Origin of the sequence: Pseudomonas monsensis, assembly GCF_014268495.2 — a bacterium.
GTDB lineage: Bacteria > Pseudomonadota > Gammaproteobacteria > Pseudomonadales > Pseudomonadaceae > Aquipseudomonas > Aquipseudomonas monsensis.
Window position 1 is genome coordinate 1 of the sequence record NZ_CP077087.1, and the last position, 16003, is coordinate 16003.

General features: G+C 54.2%; 14 protein-coding genes. 7 read left to right on the forward strand and 7 right to left on the reverse strand.

The genetic code is table 11. The features are described from left to right. Positions 1–2010 (forward strand): DNA helicase Rep, encoded by a 2010-nt coding sequence (rep, locus tag HV782_RS00005; protein ID WP_123469818.1) that lies wholly within the window; start codon positions 1–3, stop codon positions 2008–2010. A gap of 57 nt (positions 2011–2067) precedes the next feature. Then, positions 2068–2640: a xanthine phosphoribosyltransferase gene (locus HV782_RS00010; RefSeq protein WP_003229440.1), complete on the forward strand. Its 573-nt coding sequence runs from the start codon at positions 2068–2070 to the stop codon at positions 2638–2640. Between the two features lie 138 nt (positions 2641–2778). Here the strand turns inward: HV782_RS00010 and HV782_RS00015 are convergent, their stop codons facing one another. Beyond that, entirely contained in the window at positions 2779–4701 is a 1923-nt protein-coding gene (locus HV782_RS00015) for an acetyl-CoA hydrolase/transferase C-terminal domain-containing protein (protein ID WP_186743977.1), read from the reverse strand. A gap of 581 nt (positions 4702–5282) precedes the next feature. On the opposite strand from HV782_RS00015, the gene lanM reads away from it, so the two are divergent. Genes lanM through HV782_RS00035 form a run of 4 tightly spaced genes read left to right on the forward strand, consistent with a single transcriptional unit; the run spans position 5283 to position 10691 of the window. Next, a complete protein-coding gene (gene lanM, locus HV782_RS00020; RefSeq protein ID WP_186743975.1) occupies positions 5283–8216 on the forward strand; it encodes a type 2 lanthipeptide synthetase LanM in 2934 nt (977 codons plus the stop codon). Next, positions 8213–9091, forward strand: a complete 879-nt coding sequence (locus HV782_RS00025) for an ABC transporter ATP-binding protein (RefSeq protein WP_186743973.1) — start codon at positions 8213–8215, stop codon at positions 9089–9091. The genes lanM and HV782_RS00025 overlap by 4 nt, the downstream gene beginning before the upstream one ends. Positions 9092–9100: 9 nt before the next feature. Next, a complete protein-coding gene (locus HV782_RS00030; protein WP_217890334.1) occupies positions 9101–9979 on the forward strand; it encodes an ABC transporter ATP-binding protein in 879 nt (292 codons plus the stop codon). Then, a complete protein-coding gene (locus HV782_RS00035) occupies positions 9972–10691 on the forward strand; it encodes an AAA family ATPase (RefSeq protein ID WP_186743969.1) in 720 nt (239 codons plus the stop codon). The genes HV782_RS00030 and HV782_RS00035 overlap by 8 nt, the downstream gene beginning before the upstream one ends. Before the next feature lie 54 nt (positions 10692–10745). Here HV782_RS00035 and HV782_RS00040 read toward each other — a convergent pair whose 3' ends face one another. From HV782_RS00040 to dadA, 5 genes are all read right to left on the reverse strand, one after another. Next, a complete protein-coding gene (locus HV782_RS00040; RefSeq protein ID WP_016985831.1) occupies positions 10746–11162 on the reverse strand; it encodes a c-type cytochrome in 417 nt (138 codons plus the stop codon). Positions 11163–11344: 182 nt separating this feature from the next. Continuing rightward, positions 11345–11893 carry a cupin domain-containing protein gene (locus HV782_RS00045; RefSeq protein WP_123469824.1) on the reverse strand — a complete coding sequence of 183 codons (549 nt, stop codon included), beginning with the start codon at positions 11891–11893 and terminating at the stop codon, positions 11345–11347. An 88-nt stretch (positions 11894–11981) separates the two neighbouring features. Further along, positions 11982–13055, reverse strand: a complete 1074-nt coding sequence (gene alr / locus HV782_RS00050) for an alanine racemase (RefSeq protein WP_123469826.1) — start codon at positions 13053–13055, stop codon at positions 11982–11984. A 94-nt stretch (positions 13056–13149) separates the two neighbouring features. Next, on the reverse strand, positions 13150–13503 hold the full coding sequence (locus HV782_RS00055) for a RidA family protein (RefSeq protein WP_123469828.1): 354 nt from the start codon (positions 13501–13503) through the stop codon (positions 13150–13152). Beyond that, on the reverse strand, positions 13475–14779 hold the full coding sequence (gene dadA / locus HV782_RS00060) for a D-amino acid dehydrogenase (RefSeq protein ID WP_123469830.1): 1305 nt from the start codon (positions 14777–14779) through the stop codon (positions 13475–13477). Before dadA ends, HV782_RS00055 begins: the two co-directional genes overlap by 29 nt. Positions 14780–14935: 156 nt before the next feature. On the opposite strand from dadA, the gene HV782_RS00065 reads away from it, so the two are divergent. After that, positions 14936–15424, forward strand: coding sequence for an Lrp/AsnC ligand binding domain-containing protein (locus HV782_RS00065; protein WP_003177284.1), 489 nt, complete (start codon positions 14936–14938; stop codon positions 15422–15424). A 146-nt stretch (positions 15425–15570) separates the two neighbouring features. Here HV782_RS00065 and HV782_RS00070 read toward each other — a convergent pair whose 3' ends face one another. Further along, positions 15571–15924 (reverse strand): YkgJ family cysteine cluster protein, encoded by a 354-nt coding sequence (locus tag HV782_RS00070; protein ID WP_123470310.1) that lies wholly within the window; start codon positions 15922–15924, stop codon positions 15571–15573. Between the last annotated feature and the right edge of the window lie 79 nt (positions 15925–16003).

Consider the following 16003-nt stretch of genomic DNA (forward strand, 5'->3'; position numbering starts at 1 on the left):
ATGTCCCGACTCAATCCCCGGCAGCAAGAAGCCGTGAACTACGTCGGCGGCCCTCTATTGGTGCTCGCCGGCGCTGGCTCCGGCAAGACCAGCGTGATTACCCGCAAGATCGCGCACCTGATCCAGAACTGCGGCATCCGCGCCCAGTACATCGTCGCCATGACCTTTACCAACAAGGCCGCGCGCGAGATGAAGGAGCGGGTCGGCACCCTGCTGCGTGCCGGTGAAGGTCGCGGCCTGACCGTCTGCACGTTCCACAACCTCGGCCTGAACATCATCCGCAAGGAACACGCGCGGCTGGGCTACAAACCCGGTTTCTCGATCTTCGACGAGACCGATGTCAAAGCCCTGATGACCGACATCATGCAGAAGGAATACGCGGGCGACGACGGCGTCGACGAGATCAAGAACATGATCGGCGCCTGGAAAAACGACCTGATCCTGCCGGCCCAGGCGCTGGAGAATGCGCGCAACCCCAAGGAACAGACCGCCGCCATCGTCTACACCCACTACCAGCGCACGCTCAAGGCGTTCAACGCGGTGGACTTCGACGACCTGATCCTACTGCCGGTAAAACTCTTCGAAGAGCACGCCGACATTCTCGAAAAGTGGCAGAACAAGGTGCGCTACCTGCTGGTCGACGAATACCAGGACACCAACGCCAGTCAGTACCTGCTGGTGAAAATGCTGATCGGCAAGCGCAACCAGTTCACCGTGGTGGGCGACGACGACCAGTCGATCTACGCCTGGCGCGGTGCGCGGCCGGAAAACCTGATGCTGCTCAAGGACGACTATCCGTCCTTGAAAGTGGTAATGCTCGAGCAGAACTACCGCTCCACCAGCCGCATCCTGCGCTGCGCCAACGTGCTGATCTCGAACAACCCGCACGAATTCGAAAAGCAGTTGTGGAGTGAGATGGGCCACGGCGACGAGATCCGTGTAATCCGCTGCCGCAACGAGGACGCCGAAGCCGAGCGCGTGGCCATGGAAATCCTCAGCCTGCACTTGCGCACCGACCGCCCGTACAGCGATTTCGCGATCCTCTATCGCGGCAACTACCAGGCCAAGCTGATCGAACTGAAACTGCAGCACCACCAGGTGCCGTACCGCCTGAGCGGTGGCAACAGTTTCTTCGGCCGTCAGGAAGTGAAAGACCTGATGGCCTACTTCCGCCTGATCGTGAACCCGGATGACGACAACGCGTTCCTGCGGGTGATCAACGTGCCGCGCCGGGAAATCGGCTCGACCACCCTGGAAAAACTCGGCAACTACGCCACCGAACGCAAAATCTCGATGTACGCCGCCACCGACGAAATCGGTCTGGGCGAACACCTGGACAGCCGCTTCACCGATCGTCTGGCGCGCTTCAAGCGTTTCATGGACAAGGTCCGCGAGCAGTGCGCTGGCGAAGACCCGATCTCGGCGCTGCGCAGCATGGTCATGGACATCGACTACGAGAACTGGCTGCGCACCAACAGCTCCAGCGACAAGGCTGCCGATTACCGGATGGGTAACGTCTGGTTCTTGATCGAGGCGTTGAAAAACACCCTCGAGAAAGACGAAGAAGGCGAAATGACCGTCGAGGACGCCATCGGCAAACTGGTCCTGCGCGACATGCTCGAGCGTCAGCAGGAGGAAGAGGACGGCGCCGAAGGCGTGCAGATGATGACCTTGCACGCCTCCAAGGGTCTGGAATTCCCTTACGTGTTCATCATGGGCATGGAAGAGGAAATCCTCCCGCACCGTTCCAGCATCGAAGCCGACACCATCGAAGAAGAACGCCGCCTGGCCTACGTGGGCATCACCCGTGCCCGTCAGACCCTGGCCTTCACCTTCGCCGCCAAGCGCAAGCAGTACGGCGAGATCATCGACTGCGCGCCGAGTCGCTTCCTCGATGAGCTGCCGCCGGACGACTTGGCGTGGGAAGGCAACGACGACACACCGACCGAAGTCAAAGCCGTGCGCGGCAACAATGCATTGGCCGATATACGCGCGATGTTAAAGCGCTAGAATTGACCCCTTTTTACTAGACCTTCGGCGCACCAAGCGCCAAATGAGGACAGCTTCATGGAAGCATTGCACCAGAAAATCCGCGAACAAGGCATTGTGCTTTCCGACCAGGTCCTGAAAGTCGACGCCTTTCTGAACCACCAGATCGACCCGGCCCTGATGAAGCTGATCGGCGACGAATTCGCCACGCTGTTCAAGGATTCGGGCATCACCAAGATCGTCACCATCGAAGCCTCGGGCATCGCCCCGGCAATCATGACCGGTCTGAACCTCGGTGTGCCGGTGATTTTCGCGCGCAAGCAACAGTCCCTGACCCTGACCGAAAACCTGCTGTCGGCGACCGTTTACTCGTTCACCAAGAAGACCGAAAGCACCGTGGCCATCTCCCCGCGTCACCTGACCAGCAGCGACCGCGTATTGATCATCGACGACTTCCTGGCCAACGGTAAGGCCTCGCAAGCGCTGATCTCGATCATCAAGCAGGCCGGTGCCACCGTGGCCGGCCTGGGCATCGTGATCGAGAAGTCGTTCCAGGGCGGCCGTGCCGAGCTGGATTCGCAGGGTTATCGCGTTGAATCGCTGGCCCGCGTGAAATCGCTGAAGGATGGCGTCGTTACCTTCATCGAATAACCGCTGAAAGCCGCAAGCTCAACGCAATACCTGTGGGAGCTGGCTTGCCAGCGATGGGGCACTATCCTTCAACATCCAAGTTGACTGATACACCGCCATCGCGGGCAAGCCCGCTCCCACAGGTTTTTTTGTCGTTTTTTATTGCGCAGTGGCCTTCAAGCCAGTGAGCAGCAGGCGCTGGAAAAGGTCTTCTTTCAGGCCTTCCGGGTTTGTGAGCTGCATTCGCTCAAGATGCTCGGGGAACATCGACGGCTCCGGCGCATCCAGCGCGGCCTTGCCCAGTTCCAGAATCTCGGTCAGCTTGAACTTGCTCTTCAGCCAATTCAGCGCCCGCAACAGATCGCGCTCGATCGCGGTGAAATCACAACCCAGCGGATACTCCGGAAACAGGTTCGGATGCTTCGCGGCAATCGCCTGCAAGCGTTGCGGGGTGTTCTCGGCGAAACGCGGATCGAGACGGAAATCCTTTGGCAGTTTGCCGACTTTTTGCGCTTGCTCGATCAGTCCCTGCTGGAAACGGGAATCGCTGATGTTCAGCAACGACTCGATCACCACCGCATCGGTCTTGCCACGCAGATCGGCGATGCCGTACTCGGTAACCACGATGTCGCGCAGGTGCCGTGGGATCGTGCAGTGGCCGTATTCCCATACGATGTTCGAGCTGACATCGCCGCCGGACTCACGCCAACTGCGCAGAATCAGAATCGACCTCGCATCGTGCAGCGCATGGCCCTGGGCAACGAAGTTGTACTGCCCACCGACGCCACTGAGCACCCGCCCGTCTTCCAGTTGATCGGCCACGCCCGCACCCAGCAACGTCATGGTGAACACGGTGTTGATGAACCGCGCATCAAGTCGCTGCAAGCGCTTCAATGCTTCCTGCCCGTACAGCTCGTTGATGTAGCTGATGCGGGTCATGTTGAATTCAAGGCGTTTACTCTGCGGTAACTCGCGCAGGCGCTCGTAGAAACTGCGCGGGCCGAGGAAGAAACCGCCATGCACCGAGATGCCGTCAGTCTGCGCCGCTTCATCGAGGGTGCCAGCGTTGGCCTGTTCCTGCGTCTGCACGTCGGGATAGACCTTGCGCCGGATGATCCCGGCATCCGCCAGCACCAGCAGACCGTTGACGAACATTTCGCTGCAGCCGTACAGGCCTTTGGCGAACGGCGCGGTGCCACCCTCCCGTTCGATCAACTGCGCCCACTGACTGAGGTTGATGTCATCGAGCAACGCTGTGTATCCGGCGTTATCCGCCTGACGTGCGAGCAATGCGGCCGTCAGGGCATCGCCCATCGAGCCGATGCCGATCTGCAGGGTGCCACCGTCGCGCACCAGCGTGCTGGCGTGCAAACCGATGAAATGATCCTGAAACCCCACCGGCATGTTCGGCGTGGAAAACAGCGTACTGCTGTCCTTCGCGTCGATCAGCAGGTCGAAGGTGTCGATATCGACTTCGGCGTCGCCGGGCATGTACGGCAGATCGGTGTGCACCTGGCCGACCAGCAAAATGGTTTCCCCGGCGTCGCGGCGCTTGGCGATCATCGGCAACAGGTCGAGGGTGATGTCCGGGTTGCAGCTCAGGCTCAGACGGTCCGGGTGTTCACTGCTGCTGGCCAGCAGTTGCGCCACCAGGTTCAGCCCGGCAGCGTTAATGTCACGGGCGGCGTGGCTGTAGTTGCTGCTGACGTAATCCTGCTGGGCCGGCGCGCTGTTGAGCAGGCTGCCGGGCTGCATGAAAAACTGTTCGATACGGATGTTGGCGGGCAGGCTGTCGTGATGCAGGTCGGCGAGGAAATCGAATTCCGGGTAGTCGCCGAACACCCGCTCGACGAAGGGTTCGATAAAGCGCTTCTGCAAACCATCCCCCAGCGTCGGACGGCCAAGGCACAGCGCGGTATACATCGTCAGTTGCCGCTCGGGCAGGCCTTTGATCCGCCGGTACAGCGCGTTGACGAAGTGATTGGGTTTGCCCAGGCCCAGCGGCATGCCCATGTGGATATGCGCCGGCAAACGCGCCAGCACCTCGTCCACTGCCTGTTCGATCGAACACAACTGCACCATCTGAAGCCTCCTGCCCGTTCCGTGAATAGGGGTAGACCGAGATTGCCGGGGATTTACTTCCGAGGGAAGGCAATTAATGCGAAAAAAGTGAAATAGGCGAGTGCGGTGCTTGGTGCAAGCACATCCAGAAAACCTTCAACAATAACAATGAATTAACAACACCAAAAGAATCATCGCACAAGCCTACAGCTTCTTTCCTACATTGACTCTAACTTAATCACGCAGAACTTCAGGACACTTCTGAATTGAAGTTATTTAGGTCACAGCTAGCATTAAAAACGTAACACTACATTAGCAGCCAATACTTTTAGGCCAAACATAAACTTATAAGGAAAAATTATGGAAATCGACTTCTTAGCAATCCGTAGTGCGAGGGCACACATTCTAAATTCAAGCGCACCTATTTCAACACTGGCAATTCAAGCATTCAGTAACTTAAGCGCAGCCAGCAGCGGTTCGCGTCCATGCACTAGTTGTTGTTCACAATGCTGGCAAGGATGCTGCTACGCGACTTACATGTAGTTATGAGCCAGGGGCGGTCAATACGTGCCGCTCCTTTCACTTACTTTAGGATTTTTACATTGAAAACGCCGATTGAGTTTTTAACTGAACCCTTGAACTCCAACCGAAGCCTGACCACAGACTGCCCGGTATGGCCATACCTGTCTTACTATATCTATCATATCGAAAATAAACTTCCAAAAGCATCCGGAAGCGCCCTGGAAACTCAGTCAGTCATTATCAGCGGTTTCGCAACAAACCTGGCAGCGAGAATTACCAACGTAGCTAATAACGTTTTAATCACTGAAAAACAAATATTTGAAAAATCCATCATCGGCAGAGAGATGGAAACCTCCTCTTACTACAAGTTAGTTAGCGAAAATAAAATCTATCTCACCGAAATTATTAAAGCTTATCCGGAGCTAGATCGAGTCCTCACCAAAATATCACAAAATTTTGTCGAATTTACATTACAACTTTTTACTGACTTGATAGAAGACAGGCAGGAGATTAACGAAGTATTCAATATTGGGTCTGACGTCAATCTTTCCGCAATTGATGTCTCGGCTAGCGAAACGCATTATGGATCGAGGACCGTTTGCACGCTTTCCTTTAACTCCATAAAAATAGTTTACAAACCAAGAAATCTTAAACTTGAAGCGGAAGCTTCCGGCTTTCTACTGTCTTTGAGCAGTGCCGCAGGCACTGACTTTTGCGAATGGAAAATACCAATTTATTTGGTGAAAAAAGAACATGGATGGTCAGAGCATACACCTCAAAAGCAGGCAGAAACTGAAGAAGAGGTACATCAATATTTCAAAAGAGCAGGATTTTTATTAGGTTATTGCACGGCCTTTATGGCTGCGGACATTACCTCTGACAATCTGATTGCGCATGGATCAAGCCCTATACCCATTGATCTGGAGACAATTTTTTACAGCACCTTAAACATTGAGACAATCCCGAGAGAAGTTCGGTGGAACGTTACCCAAACAAGTATTCTTCCGAATTGGACTTGGAAAGGCACCGATGGTATCGGTGTGGACTTGAGTGCGCTGGGTGGATTATCAGAGCAATATGTCAGTCTAAACCTTTATCAACACTTAGAAGACGAAACTGGTCACAGCCAATTTGGCATGGACGGAGTTAAAATATTTCCAAATCAGAATGTTTTATATCTTAATGGGAAACCGGTGCAGCCGTGGGACTACGAAAATCAAATCATTGATGGCCTAACCACTCTATTTTCTATATTGAACAATGCGCAACCATCAATTATCGAAACAATTAAATCTTTTAGAGGCCGACAAAACAGGTATATCCCCAGACCGACCGCGACATATCACTACGCCATTCAATGTTCCTTGCATGCAACCTTAATGCGTTGCACTGACAAACGAACGGCCTTCCTGGAAAATATCCTTAATAACGACACAGCTCCCGCGATAGGTTTTCTCAACGCGGAGGTCTCAGCTTGCTTGGATCTGGACATACCTTTTGCTCGAGGACAAGCCGGTGTTCTTGAGTTCTACGAACCCGGTTACAGCGGTTCAGGGCACCTCGATAGTAAAGATTATATAAACGGAATAGACAACAGTATCCAATACATCAAAAGCCTGGACAAAAACAGAATTGCATTTGAAGAGAAACTAACCTCAAACACCCTTTTAGCAATGAAAAACATGTATGAACACGGAAATAAACTCACGGACCACTCCTTCAAACAACACGACGATGTGAAAGACCCCCGTTATTCAAATGTAGGCGAGATCATTAACAAAATCAGGACATCATCGGAAATCAACGCATGCTTGATCAATGAACTGTTACGCACCGAAATTTCGAGTAATGGACTCTGGCTAGGATTTCACTCATCACCAGGTGGCTATATGGAGTTCTCGGAGTTAGGAGATGACTTCTACTACGGGCTGTCTGGTATTCTTTATGGCTCCGTAGTGGCGGCCAGTCATAGCAGCGTCATAGATAAAACTCTGGTAACTGAACTACTAAATCATTGCCACAGTAGAATAGTTAAAAAACTGACAAATAAGGGTACGCACTTAGGGGGCTTTCACTTCGGTCTATCGTCCGCAATCGTTCCGCTCCTGATAGGCTTAAATTATTTTGACGATGAAAGGCAAAGCCAACTACTACAGCTGTATAAAAAATATGTTGAAGACGTACTGGGAGAACCATGGTGGCAAAAATATTTTTGGGGCTCTGACTTTCTTTCTGGAATGTTCGGCACTCTAAATGTACTCACACTGCTATTCGATCTTACTAAAGATTTATCGTTTTCCGATTTAGCCAACTCCTTATACAAAAAAATAGAGACCGAACTCACCTTTATATCTGGAAGCAAACTACCCACATTCGACAATGCAATTACAACGAGAAGCGACGCTTTATTGAGCGGTCTGTCTCACGGAATAATGGGGTGCGCATACTCATTATTTTATTTCAACAAACTTATCGCAAAAAAAGATTCAATCCACGAATTATTCCTAGGCTTTTTGTCTTGGGAGCTTAACGAATATGATGAGTCAATTGAAAATTGGCGCGACTACAGAAAACGCTCGGAATCAAGCGCCGGTGAGTTTGCGTGGAGCCACGGTTTACCCGGTAATTATTTGGCGATCAGTTATTTCGCAAACAATGGAGTACAGCCTGCGCTAGATTTCTTGGAAAAGCACCCACCAAAAGCCGCATTCTCATATTCGAGTCTCGAAAAACGAAAGAGACCCGTCAATGACTCTTTATGTCATGGCGCTTATGGGATTCTGAATATCATGAAAAAGATCTCACCGGAATCGTTGCTCGATCCACAAGTTTTTCTATGGTCGAATATCGTTAATTTAAGTGAACAAAATTCGAGAATCTTGAGAACAAAAACTGCCGATCCATTAGGATTATGGATCGGACGCGTGGGCTCACTACTTGGCTCTATTGGTTTGATTGACCGTAACTACGAGTTTCCATTTCTTCCGCACCAAATGGAATTTATCAAACCATGAAAAGCAACCTAATACTTTGCTGCTTTGGCCTAGGCATTTCAGTTCTAACAAGCGCATCACCCTACCTAATCGGCAATTCAATTAATTTGTATGTATCCCAAAATCACTTATATTTATATGCACTCGCAGGCGCTTCGCTTCTTATCATCGCGACGCCTCCCTTGAAACTAGCAGCCAACATATATCTACAAAGGACTGCTGCCAAAACAAGATATATTTTGAAAAGGACAATTCTAACGCACCTGCGAAGCAAGGCATCTACATATAGGGGAAATCCAGGTGAGCAGATCGAACTCATCGACGGCGATGTTGACGGTTCGATGTATCTATACCATTCGGTATTTTTTGACACTTCACTCAATTTCAGCATCATAATCTTCGCGCTGATTATAACGGCTCAGTATCATCCTCTTCTGGCGCTCGCCCCCCTTAGCGGCCTGCTATATGCCTCAGCTGCATATTTTATAACCCGGAGAAAGAGCGACACCCTTTTTGAAGAATACGTCCAAGAAAACACCGTTATAATCGGGGAAATCTGTGCGCATGTATGCGATGCCAAACCGTACAACGACAGAGTCAAGTTGGACATCAAAAACATTGAGCGCCTCGCTTTTCGTTCAAACCTGAAGGCATCTTTTTTCGAATCAATTTCAGGAACATGTTACTTGGTAGCGATAGTTTTTTTGTTCTTGATATCCGCTCATTTAATAAGTGAAAGCGCTTTGACAACAGGCGCTATCTTTGCCTCAGCCATCTACCTTGAGCGTGTGCTCAGCCCAACAATGTCACTTATATCCATTTACTACTCAAGCAGAGAGGCCTCTTATCGCCGCAATCGAATACTGAGCTATAAACTACAGCACGGGGGGCGTTGAATTATGCTTATGTGCTTGCGAAAAAACGGGGCATTATTTTTGTTTTCAACGATATGCCTGATTTTAGCAGCTGCATGTCAGTTGCTAATACCTTCGATCGTGGCAGAGGGACTTACTGCTCTCAGTAGTGGTGCTGTCAGCACTAATCTGTATTTCCTTCTCACCGCTATTTTTTTATCCAAACTCGCGACTCAAACTCTGGGCAGCTCCATGGCGGCGCTCATGGAAGCGAAATCTCGCTTTTCACTCATCAATTTCATTGTGCATGATGAAAGACCTTGCCCGTTAAGCTCTCGCGTGACGATGATCAAAGAAGATGCCGAGAAAATTGCTTCAGTCCTTCATGACTCAATTCATCTGGCAGGATCTTGTATTTTGACATTTGCTACAGCCTATATCTTACTCCGTGAAAATACTTATTTTTTCATCCCGTTGATATTTATCATGACATTGACTTGTGTGCAGTTGAAATTTGCAAAACTACATATCCAGAGTCTGTATAAAGCCGAAATGATCAACGAAGACCTGTACAAGGAATCGTTAATCAGCACTTTCAGCTCATGCACAATTGATGAGCAAAGCTCTCAATCACTTATCAGCGATAGCAATGAATGTCTGAGCAACACAATACAAGCACGCTACAAATATCAAAAAGCCAACGCCATTCAGTGCTTCTGGCCGGAAATGGCTATCTCGGCTGGGACAGTATCAGTCATCATTTTTAGCGCCACTGCGACGCCGGAGTTATTCGGCGAGCGTCTTATTGCCTATCTTGGCTACGTCGGAATTTTTACCATGGCCAGCACGAGTTCGATAAGACTTGGTATAACGATGATTGGCGTAAAGGTATCCGTTGGTAGAGTATTCAGGGGGCGCCAATATGAATGATTTATTCATCCAGCAGATACGCCTGAAGCCAGACAGAGCCGCGGCTCATTTTCTACGCGGCCTTTTTCCGCTTCAATTCAATAGCAGAATTACCGTATTTATTGGAGAAAACGGTTCTGGAAAATCCACGTTGCTTGAAGCACTTGCCATCAAGTTGGGATGCAATCCAGAAGGCGGTGGGAAGAACTTCAATTTCTCGACTGAGAACACCCACTCGAAACTGCACGAAACCCTGATGCTTTCAAAAGGCTACCGAAGGGAGAAGGACGTTTTTTTCTACAGAGCAGAAACCTTCTATAACTTGAACACCGCGATCCGCAAGCTTGATGCAGAGGGGAGCTTTGATCCCGAAATAAAGACCTATTACGGCGGCGTGGATATGCATTGCATGTCGCACGGTGAAGCAATGGAGGCACTGTTTCAAAACCGATTCAAAGCCCAGGGACTGTACGTTCTCGATGAACCGGAAGCGTCGTTATCCCCATTGAGGCAATTGGTATTTATCAACCGAATAATGGAGTTAGCACGCAAAGGCGCACAGTTCATCATCGCCACTCACTCACCTCTCATTTTGTCGATCCCGGGATGTGATCTGAGACAGATATCGGAAGGGCGCTCCGAACCAATAACTCCGGCAGATACTGACGCTTATGCTGTGTACAAAGCCGTACTTAATTCTTCCGGTGCCTTTATCGCGAAAAGCATGCAGTGATGCTGCACACAAAAAAAACCGTCCGAAGACGGTTTTTTTCATCAGAAGCGCGCCTTACTTCAGGCCGGACATCTTCTGGATCGCGCCCTTCAGCTCGTCATCCGAGCAATCGGCGCAGGTGCCTTTTGGCGGCATGGAGTTGATGCCGGTGATGGCTTTGGCCAGGATGCCGTCGAGGCCGCCCTGGTGATCGGCGCGTTCTTTCCAGGCGGCGGTGTCACCGATTTTCGGTGCGCCCAGCAGCCCGGTGCCGTGGCAAGCGTTGCAATGTTTTGCAATCACTTCATCCGGTGTCTTCGCACCACCGCCGCCGCCAGCGGAGGCAGCGACCTCCATTCCTTTGCATTCCTGCCCCTGAACGCACACCTGGCCGACCGGCTCGAGGCGCTTGGCAATGTCGTCATTCGTCGCAGCTTGAGCGCTGACAGCCCAGAGGGCCAGTACGGTTGCTGGTGCGGCCAGCATTTTCATAATTAGGTTCACGCGTTCACCCTCAATGGTGGCTATTCACGCCTGCGGCCACGGTTCGCAGGCGGGCGCAAGTATAGCGGGTAGCCCGCCACACTGAAACAACCCCATAGTCGAAGGGGTTATACCGCGCAGTGGAAAAACTATTCGGATGCCTTCGCCGTCATGGCCTGGCGCCTCTATCGTTAAAAATTCGCCGGCGTGGCTGCGCTGATTAGTCGCGCCGGCGTGTCGAACGGATTACGGAAACGATGCGGCTTGGTACTTTCAAAGTAGTAGCTGTCGCCGGCTTCGAGAATAAAAGTTTCCAGACCCACCACCAACTCCAGACGACCCTCCACCAGAATCCCGGTTTCTTCGCCTTCATGGGTGAGCATTTCTTCGCCGGTATCGGCGCCCGGCGGGTAGATTTCGTTGAGGAAGGCAATAGCGCGGCTAGGGTGCGCGCGGCCGACCAGTTTCATGGTCACGGCGCCGTCGGAGATGTCGATCAGCTCGTTGGCCTTGTAGACGATCTGGGTCGGGACTTCCTGCAGGATCTCTTCGGAAAAGAACTCGACCATCGACATGGGAATCCCGCCCAGCACTTTCCTCAGCGAACTGATCGAAGGGCTGACGCTGTTCTTTTCGATCATCGAAATGGTGCTGTTGGTAACGCCCGCGCGCTTGGCGAGTTCACGCTGGGAAAGCCCTTTGAGCTTGCGGATCGATTGCAGTCGTTCACCGACGTCCAAGGCGGGAGCCTCCTGATGTTGTAAGAATATTGAGCGTTATCATGGCGACAGCGTTCAGTATTTACAACACTTGGCCCCCGCAGCGGCGTCAGCCCTCGGAATAGAGCCTTGGCACGCGACGCAGGTTGCAGAAGATCTGGTATGGAATGGTGTCCGCCCACTTCGCCACTTCGCTGGCGAGGATGTTTTTGCCCCACAGCTCGACGGTCGAACCGAGGCCGGCTTCCGGCACATCGGTGAGGTCAATACACAGCATGTCCATCGACACGCGACCGAGAATGCGGCTGCGTTGGCCGGCGACCAACACCGGCGTACCGGTCGGTGCCTGACGCGGGTAACCATCGGCATACCCCATGGCGACCACGCCGACGCGCATCGGCTTGTCGGTGATGAATTTGGCGCCATAGCCGATCGGCTCGCCGGCGGGCAGTTCGCGCACGCAGATGACTTTCGATTCGAGGGTCATTACCGGTTGCAGACGCTCGGCCACGGCGTTGGCTTCTTCGAACGGGGTCGCGCCGTAGAGCATGATGCCCGGACGCACCCAGTCGCTGTGAATCTGCGGCCAACCGAGCACGGCCGGCGAGTTGCGCAGGCTGACTTCGGCCGCCAGGCCCTGACGCGCCGCTTCGAACACCGCGACCTGATCGGCGCTGCTCTGCTCGTGCAGCTCATCGGCGCGGGCGAAGTGGCTCATCAGCACGATCTTCGCCACTTTGCCGCTGGCCAGCAGGCGTTGATAGGCCGCCGCGTAATCCTTGGGATGCAAACCGACGCGGTGCATGCCCGAGTCGAGTTTCAGCCACACGGTGATCGGTTTGCCCAATGCCGCCTGCTCGATTGCTTCGAGCTGCCACAGCGAATGCACCACGGTCCAGAAGTCATGCTCGACGATCAGCGCCAATTCATCGGCTTCGAAAATCCCTTCCAACAGCAACACTGGCGCACGAATGCCAGCGGCGCGCAGCTCCAGCGCTTCCTCGATGCAGGCGACGGCAAACCCGTCGGCCTCGGCTTCCAGCGCCTGGGCGCAACGCACCGCGCCATGACCATAGGCATCGGCCTTGATCACGGCCAGCGCCTTGGCGCCGGTGATTTCGCGGGCAATTCGGTAGTTGTGGCGCAGGGCTTGGAGGTCGATCAGGGCACGGGCAGGACGCATGGCGGCAGACTTCTAGGCGGTCATGGGAAGAAAAACCGGCGCCGACTGACGACGTGAACCGCCAACAGCGCCGGGAGAGGGATCTTTGAAACGGTTACGGCAGCGCGGCGACGATGGAAATCTCCACCAGGATGCTCGGTTTGGCCATCTTCGCTTCGACGGTGGCGCGGGCCGGCGCGGCGCCTTTGGGCAGCCACTGGTCCCACACCGAGTTCATCCCGGCAAAGTGCGCCTCGATGTCGTTGAGGTAGATCGTCGCCGACAGCAGATGCTGCTTGTCAGTCCCGGCCAGATCCAGCAAACGCTCGATATTGGCGAGCACGTCGCGGGTCTGCTGTTCGACCCCGGCGTTGAAGTCATCGCCGACCTGTCCGGCCAGATACACGATGCCGTTGTGGGTGACGATCTGACTCATGCGCTCATTGGTGAGCTGGCGCTGGATTGCCATGTTTTGCGGACTCCTGAGGCTTGTTGCCGTAACGGGAAATATCGAGGCCTTCGGCGCTGATCTGCGGCTTTTTCTTCGCCATCAGATCGGCCAGCAAACGACCGGAACCGCACGCCATGGTCCAACCCAGGGTGCCGTGACCGGTGTTGAGGAACAGGTTCTTGAACGGCGTGGCGCCAACGATCGGCGTGCCGTCCGGGGTGGTCGGACGCAGGCCGGTCCAGAAGCTCGCCTCGGCCAGATTGCCGCCCTGAGGATAAAGGTCGTTGACGATCATCTCCAGAGTTTCGCGCCGACGCGGGTTCAGCGACAGGTCAAAACCGGCGATCTCGGCCATGCCGCCCACGCGGATGCGGTTGTCGAAACGGGTGATCGCGACCTTGTAGGTCTCGTCGAGAATGGTCGAGGTTGGAGCCATGTCCGGGTTAGTGATCGGCACGGTCAGCGAGTAACCCTTGAGCGGATACACCGGGGCCTTGATGCCCAGCGGCTTGAGTAGTTGCGGCGAGTAGCTGCCGAGGGCCAGCACGTAGCGGTCGGCGGTTTCCAGCTTGCCGTCGATCCACACGCCGTTGATGCGGTCACCGGCGTAGTCGAGCTTCTGGATGTCCTGGCCAAAGCGGAATTCCACACCCAGTTTCACCGCCATTTCGGCGAGGCGGGTGGTGAACATCTGGCAGTCGCCGGTCTGGTCGTTCGGCAGACGCAGGGCGCCGGCGAGGATGTCGGTGACATTGGCCAGGGCCGGTTCGACGCGGGCAATGCCGGCGCGGTCGAGGACTTCAAACGGCACGCCGGACTCTTTCAGCACGGCGATGTCTTTGGCGGCGCCATCGAGCTGCGCCTGGGTGCGGAACAGTTGCGTAGTGCCGAGGCTGCGGCCTTCATAGGCGATGCCGGTTTCCGCACGCAGTTCGTCGAGGCAGTCGCGGCTGTACTCGGACAGACGCACCATGCGCTCCTTGTTCACCGCGTAACGGCTGGCGGTGCAGTTGCGCAGCATCTGCGCCATCCACAGGTACTGGTCAATGTCAGCGGTGGCCTTGATCGCGAGAGGGGCGTGGCGTTGCAGCAACCACTTGATCGCCTTGAGCGGCACGCCCGGTGCGGCCCACGGCGAGGCGTAACCCGGCGACACCTGGCCGGCGTTGGCGAAACTGGTCTCCATGGCGACGGCTGGCTGCCGGTCGACCACCACCACTTCAAACCCGGCACGGGCCAGATAGTAAGCACTGGCGGTACCGATGACGCCGCTACCCAAGACCATTACGCGCATTTTTGTATCCCTCATCGCGGCAGGGCCGCGTACGTCTGTTGTTAGAGCAATGATGCGCGCAGTGTAAAAAAGATTGGCCAGTGCTTTTCACTGTATAAGCGCCTATATTTGGCGACAATTCTCGGCAAAAACCCTTTTCACGGAGGCGCATCCCCTATGCGTACCAACACTCAGACCAAACGTGAGCTGGACAAGATCGACCGCAACATCTTGCGGATCCTGCAGGCGGACGGGCGGATATCGTTTACCGAACTCGGGGAGAAGGTCGGTCTGTCCACCACGCCGTGTACGGAGCGGGTGCGACGTCTGGAGCGTGAAGGGATCATCATGGGCTACAACGCCCGGCTGAATCCGCAGCATTTGAAGGGTAGCCTGCTGGTGTTCGTCGAGATCAGCCTCGACTACAAATCCGGCGACACTTTCGAAGAGTTCCGACGCGCGGTGCTGAAATTGCCGCACGTGCTGGAGTGTCACCTGGTGTCAGGGGATTTCGACTATCTGGTAAAGGCGCGGATTTCCGAGATGGCGTCTTACCGCAAGTTGCTCGGCGACATTCTGTTGAAGCTGCCGCATGTGCGCGAATCGAAGAGCTACATCGTGATGGAAGAGGTGAAAGAGAGCCTGAGCCTGCCGATTCCGGATTGAGATGTTTTGGGCCTGACCCGGCCCTATCGCTGGCAAGCCAGCTCCCACAATGAGTGCGGGTGTTCACAAAATCCCCCGCTCGCCGCCGAACCTGTGGGAGCCGGCTTGCCAGCGATGGCGCCGACTCGGTTCAGAGTGCCGCCCCGTTAGACCAGCACCTGCCGATTCGAAGCCATGTACTCGAAGATCTGCTTTTCAACCCGCGGATGAATCAGCTCCACCGGCCCTCGCCCGTTCGGGCACGGCAGCGTTTTGGTGGTGCCGAACAACCGGCAGATCAGTGGCCGCTCTTCATACACCGTGCAGCCATTCGGCCCCAGGTGTACGCAGTTCAGTGCTTCCAGCGCCGCATCCTGCTCGGCGCGGGTCTTGCGCGGCAGGCGGGCCATTTCTTCCGGCGAGGTGGTCACCGGCCCGCAACAGTCATGGCAGCCCGGCACACAGTCGAACGAAGGGATCTGCTGACGCAGGGTACGGATTTTCTGGCTGTTGCAGCTCATCGAAGCGGTGACCGACGGGAAATAGGCGACGATTGTGCCGCAAAAGCCCTGATCCAGACACCGCAGACCGACCAATGTT

Excerpts from the sequence above, each read along its gene's own strand:
- HV782_RS00055 (WP_123469828.1), bottom strand. The coding sequence starts at position 13,503 with ATGGCAATCCAGCGCCAGCTCACCAATGAGCGCATGAGTCAGATCGTC.
- HV782_RS00025 (WP_186743973.1), top strand. The coding sequence starts at position 8,213 with ATGAAAAGCAACCTAATACTTTGCTGCTTTGGCCTAGGCATTTCAGTT.
- HV782_RS00040 (WP_016985831.1), bottom strand. The coding sequence starts at position 11,162 with ATGAAAATGCTGGCCGCACCAGCAACCGTACTGGCCCTCTGGGCTGTC.
- HV782_RS00035 (WP_186743969.1), top strand. The coding sequence starts at position 9,972 with ATGAATGATTTATTCATCCAGCAGATACGCCTGAAGCCAGACAGAGCC.
- HV782_RS00030 (WP_217890334.1), top strand. The coding sequence starts at position 9,101 with ATGTGCTTGCGAAAAAACGGGGCATTATTTTTGTTTTCAACGATATGC.
- rep (WP_123469818.1), top strand. The coding sequence starts at position 1 with ATGTCCCGACTCAATCCCCGGCAGCAAGAAGCCGTGAACTACGTCGGC.
- dadA (WP_123469830.1), bottom strand. The coding sequence starts at position 14,779 with ATGCGCGTAATGGTCTTGGGTAGCGGCGTCATCGGTACCGCCAGTGCT.
- HV782_RS00010 (WP_003229440.1), top strand. The coding sequence starts at position 2,068 with ATGGAAGCATTGCACCAGAAAATCCGCGAACAAGGCATTGTGCTTTCC.
- alr (WP_123469826.1), bottom strand. The coding sequence starts at position 13,055 with ATGCGTCCTGCCCGTGCCCTGATCGACCTCCAAGCCCTGCGCCACAAC.
- HV782_RS00015 (WP_186743977.1), bottom strand. The coding sequence starts at position 4,701 with ATGGTGCAGTTGTGTTCGATCGAACAGGCAGTGGACGAGGTGCTGGCG.
- HV782_RS00065 (WP_003177284.1), top strand. The coding sequence starts at position 14,936 with ATGCGTACCAACACTCAGACCAAACGTGAGCTGGACAAGATCGACCGC.
- HV782_RS00070 (WP_123470310.1), bottom strand. The coding sequence starts at position 15,924 with ATGAGCTGCAACAGCCAGAAAATCCGTACCCTGCGTCAGCAGATCCCT.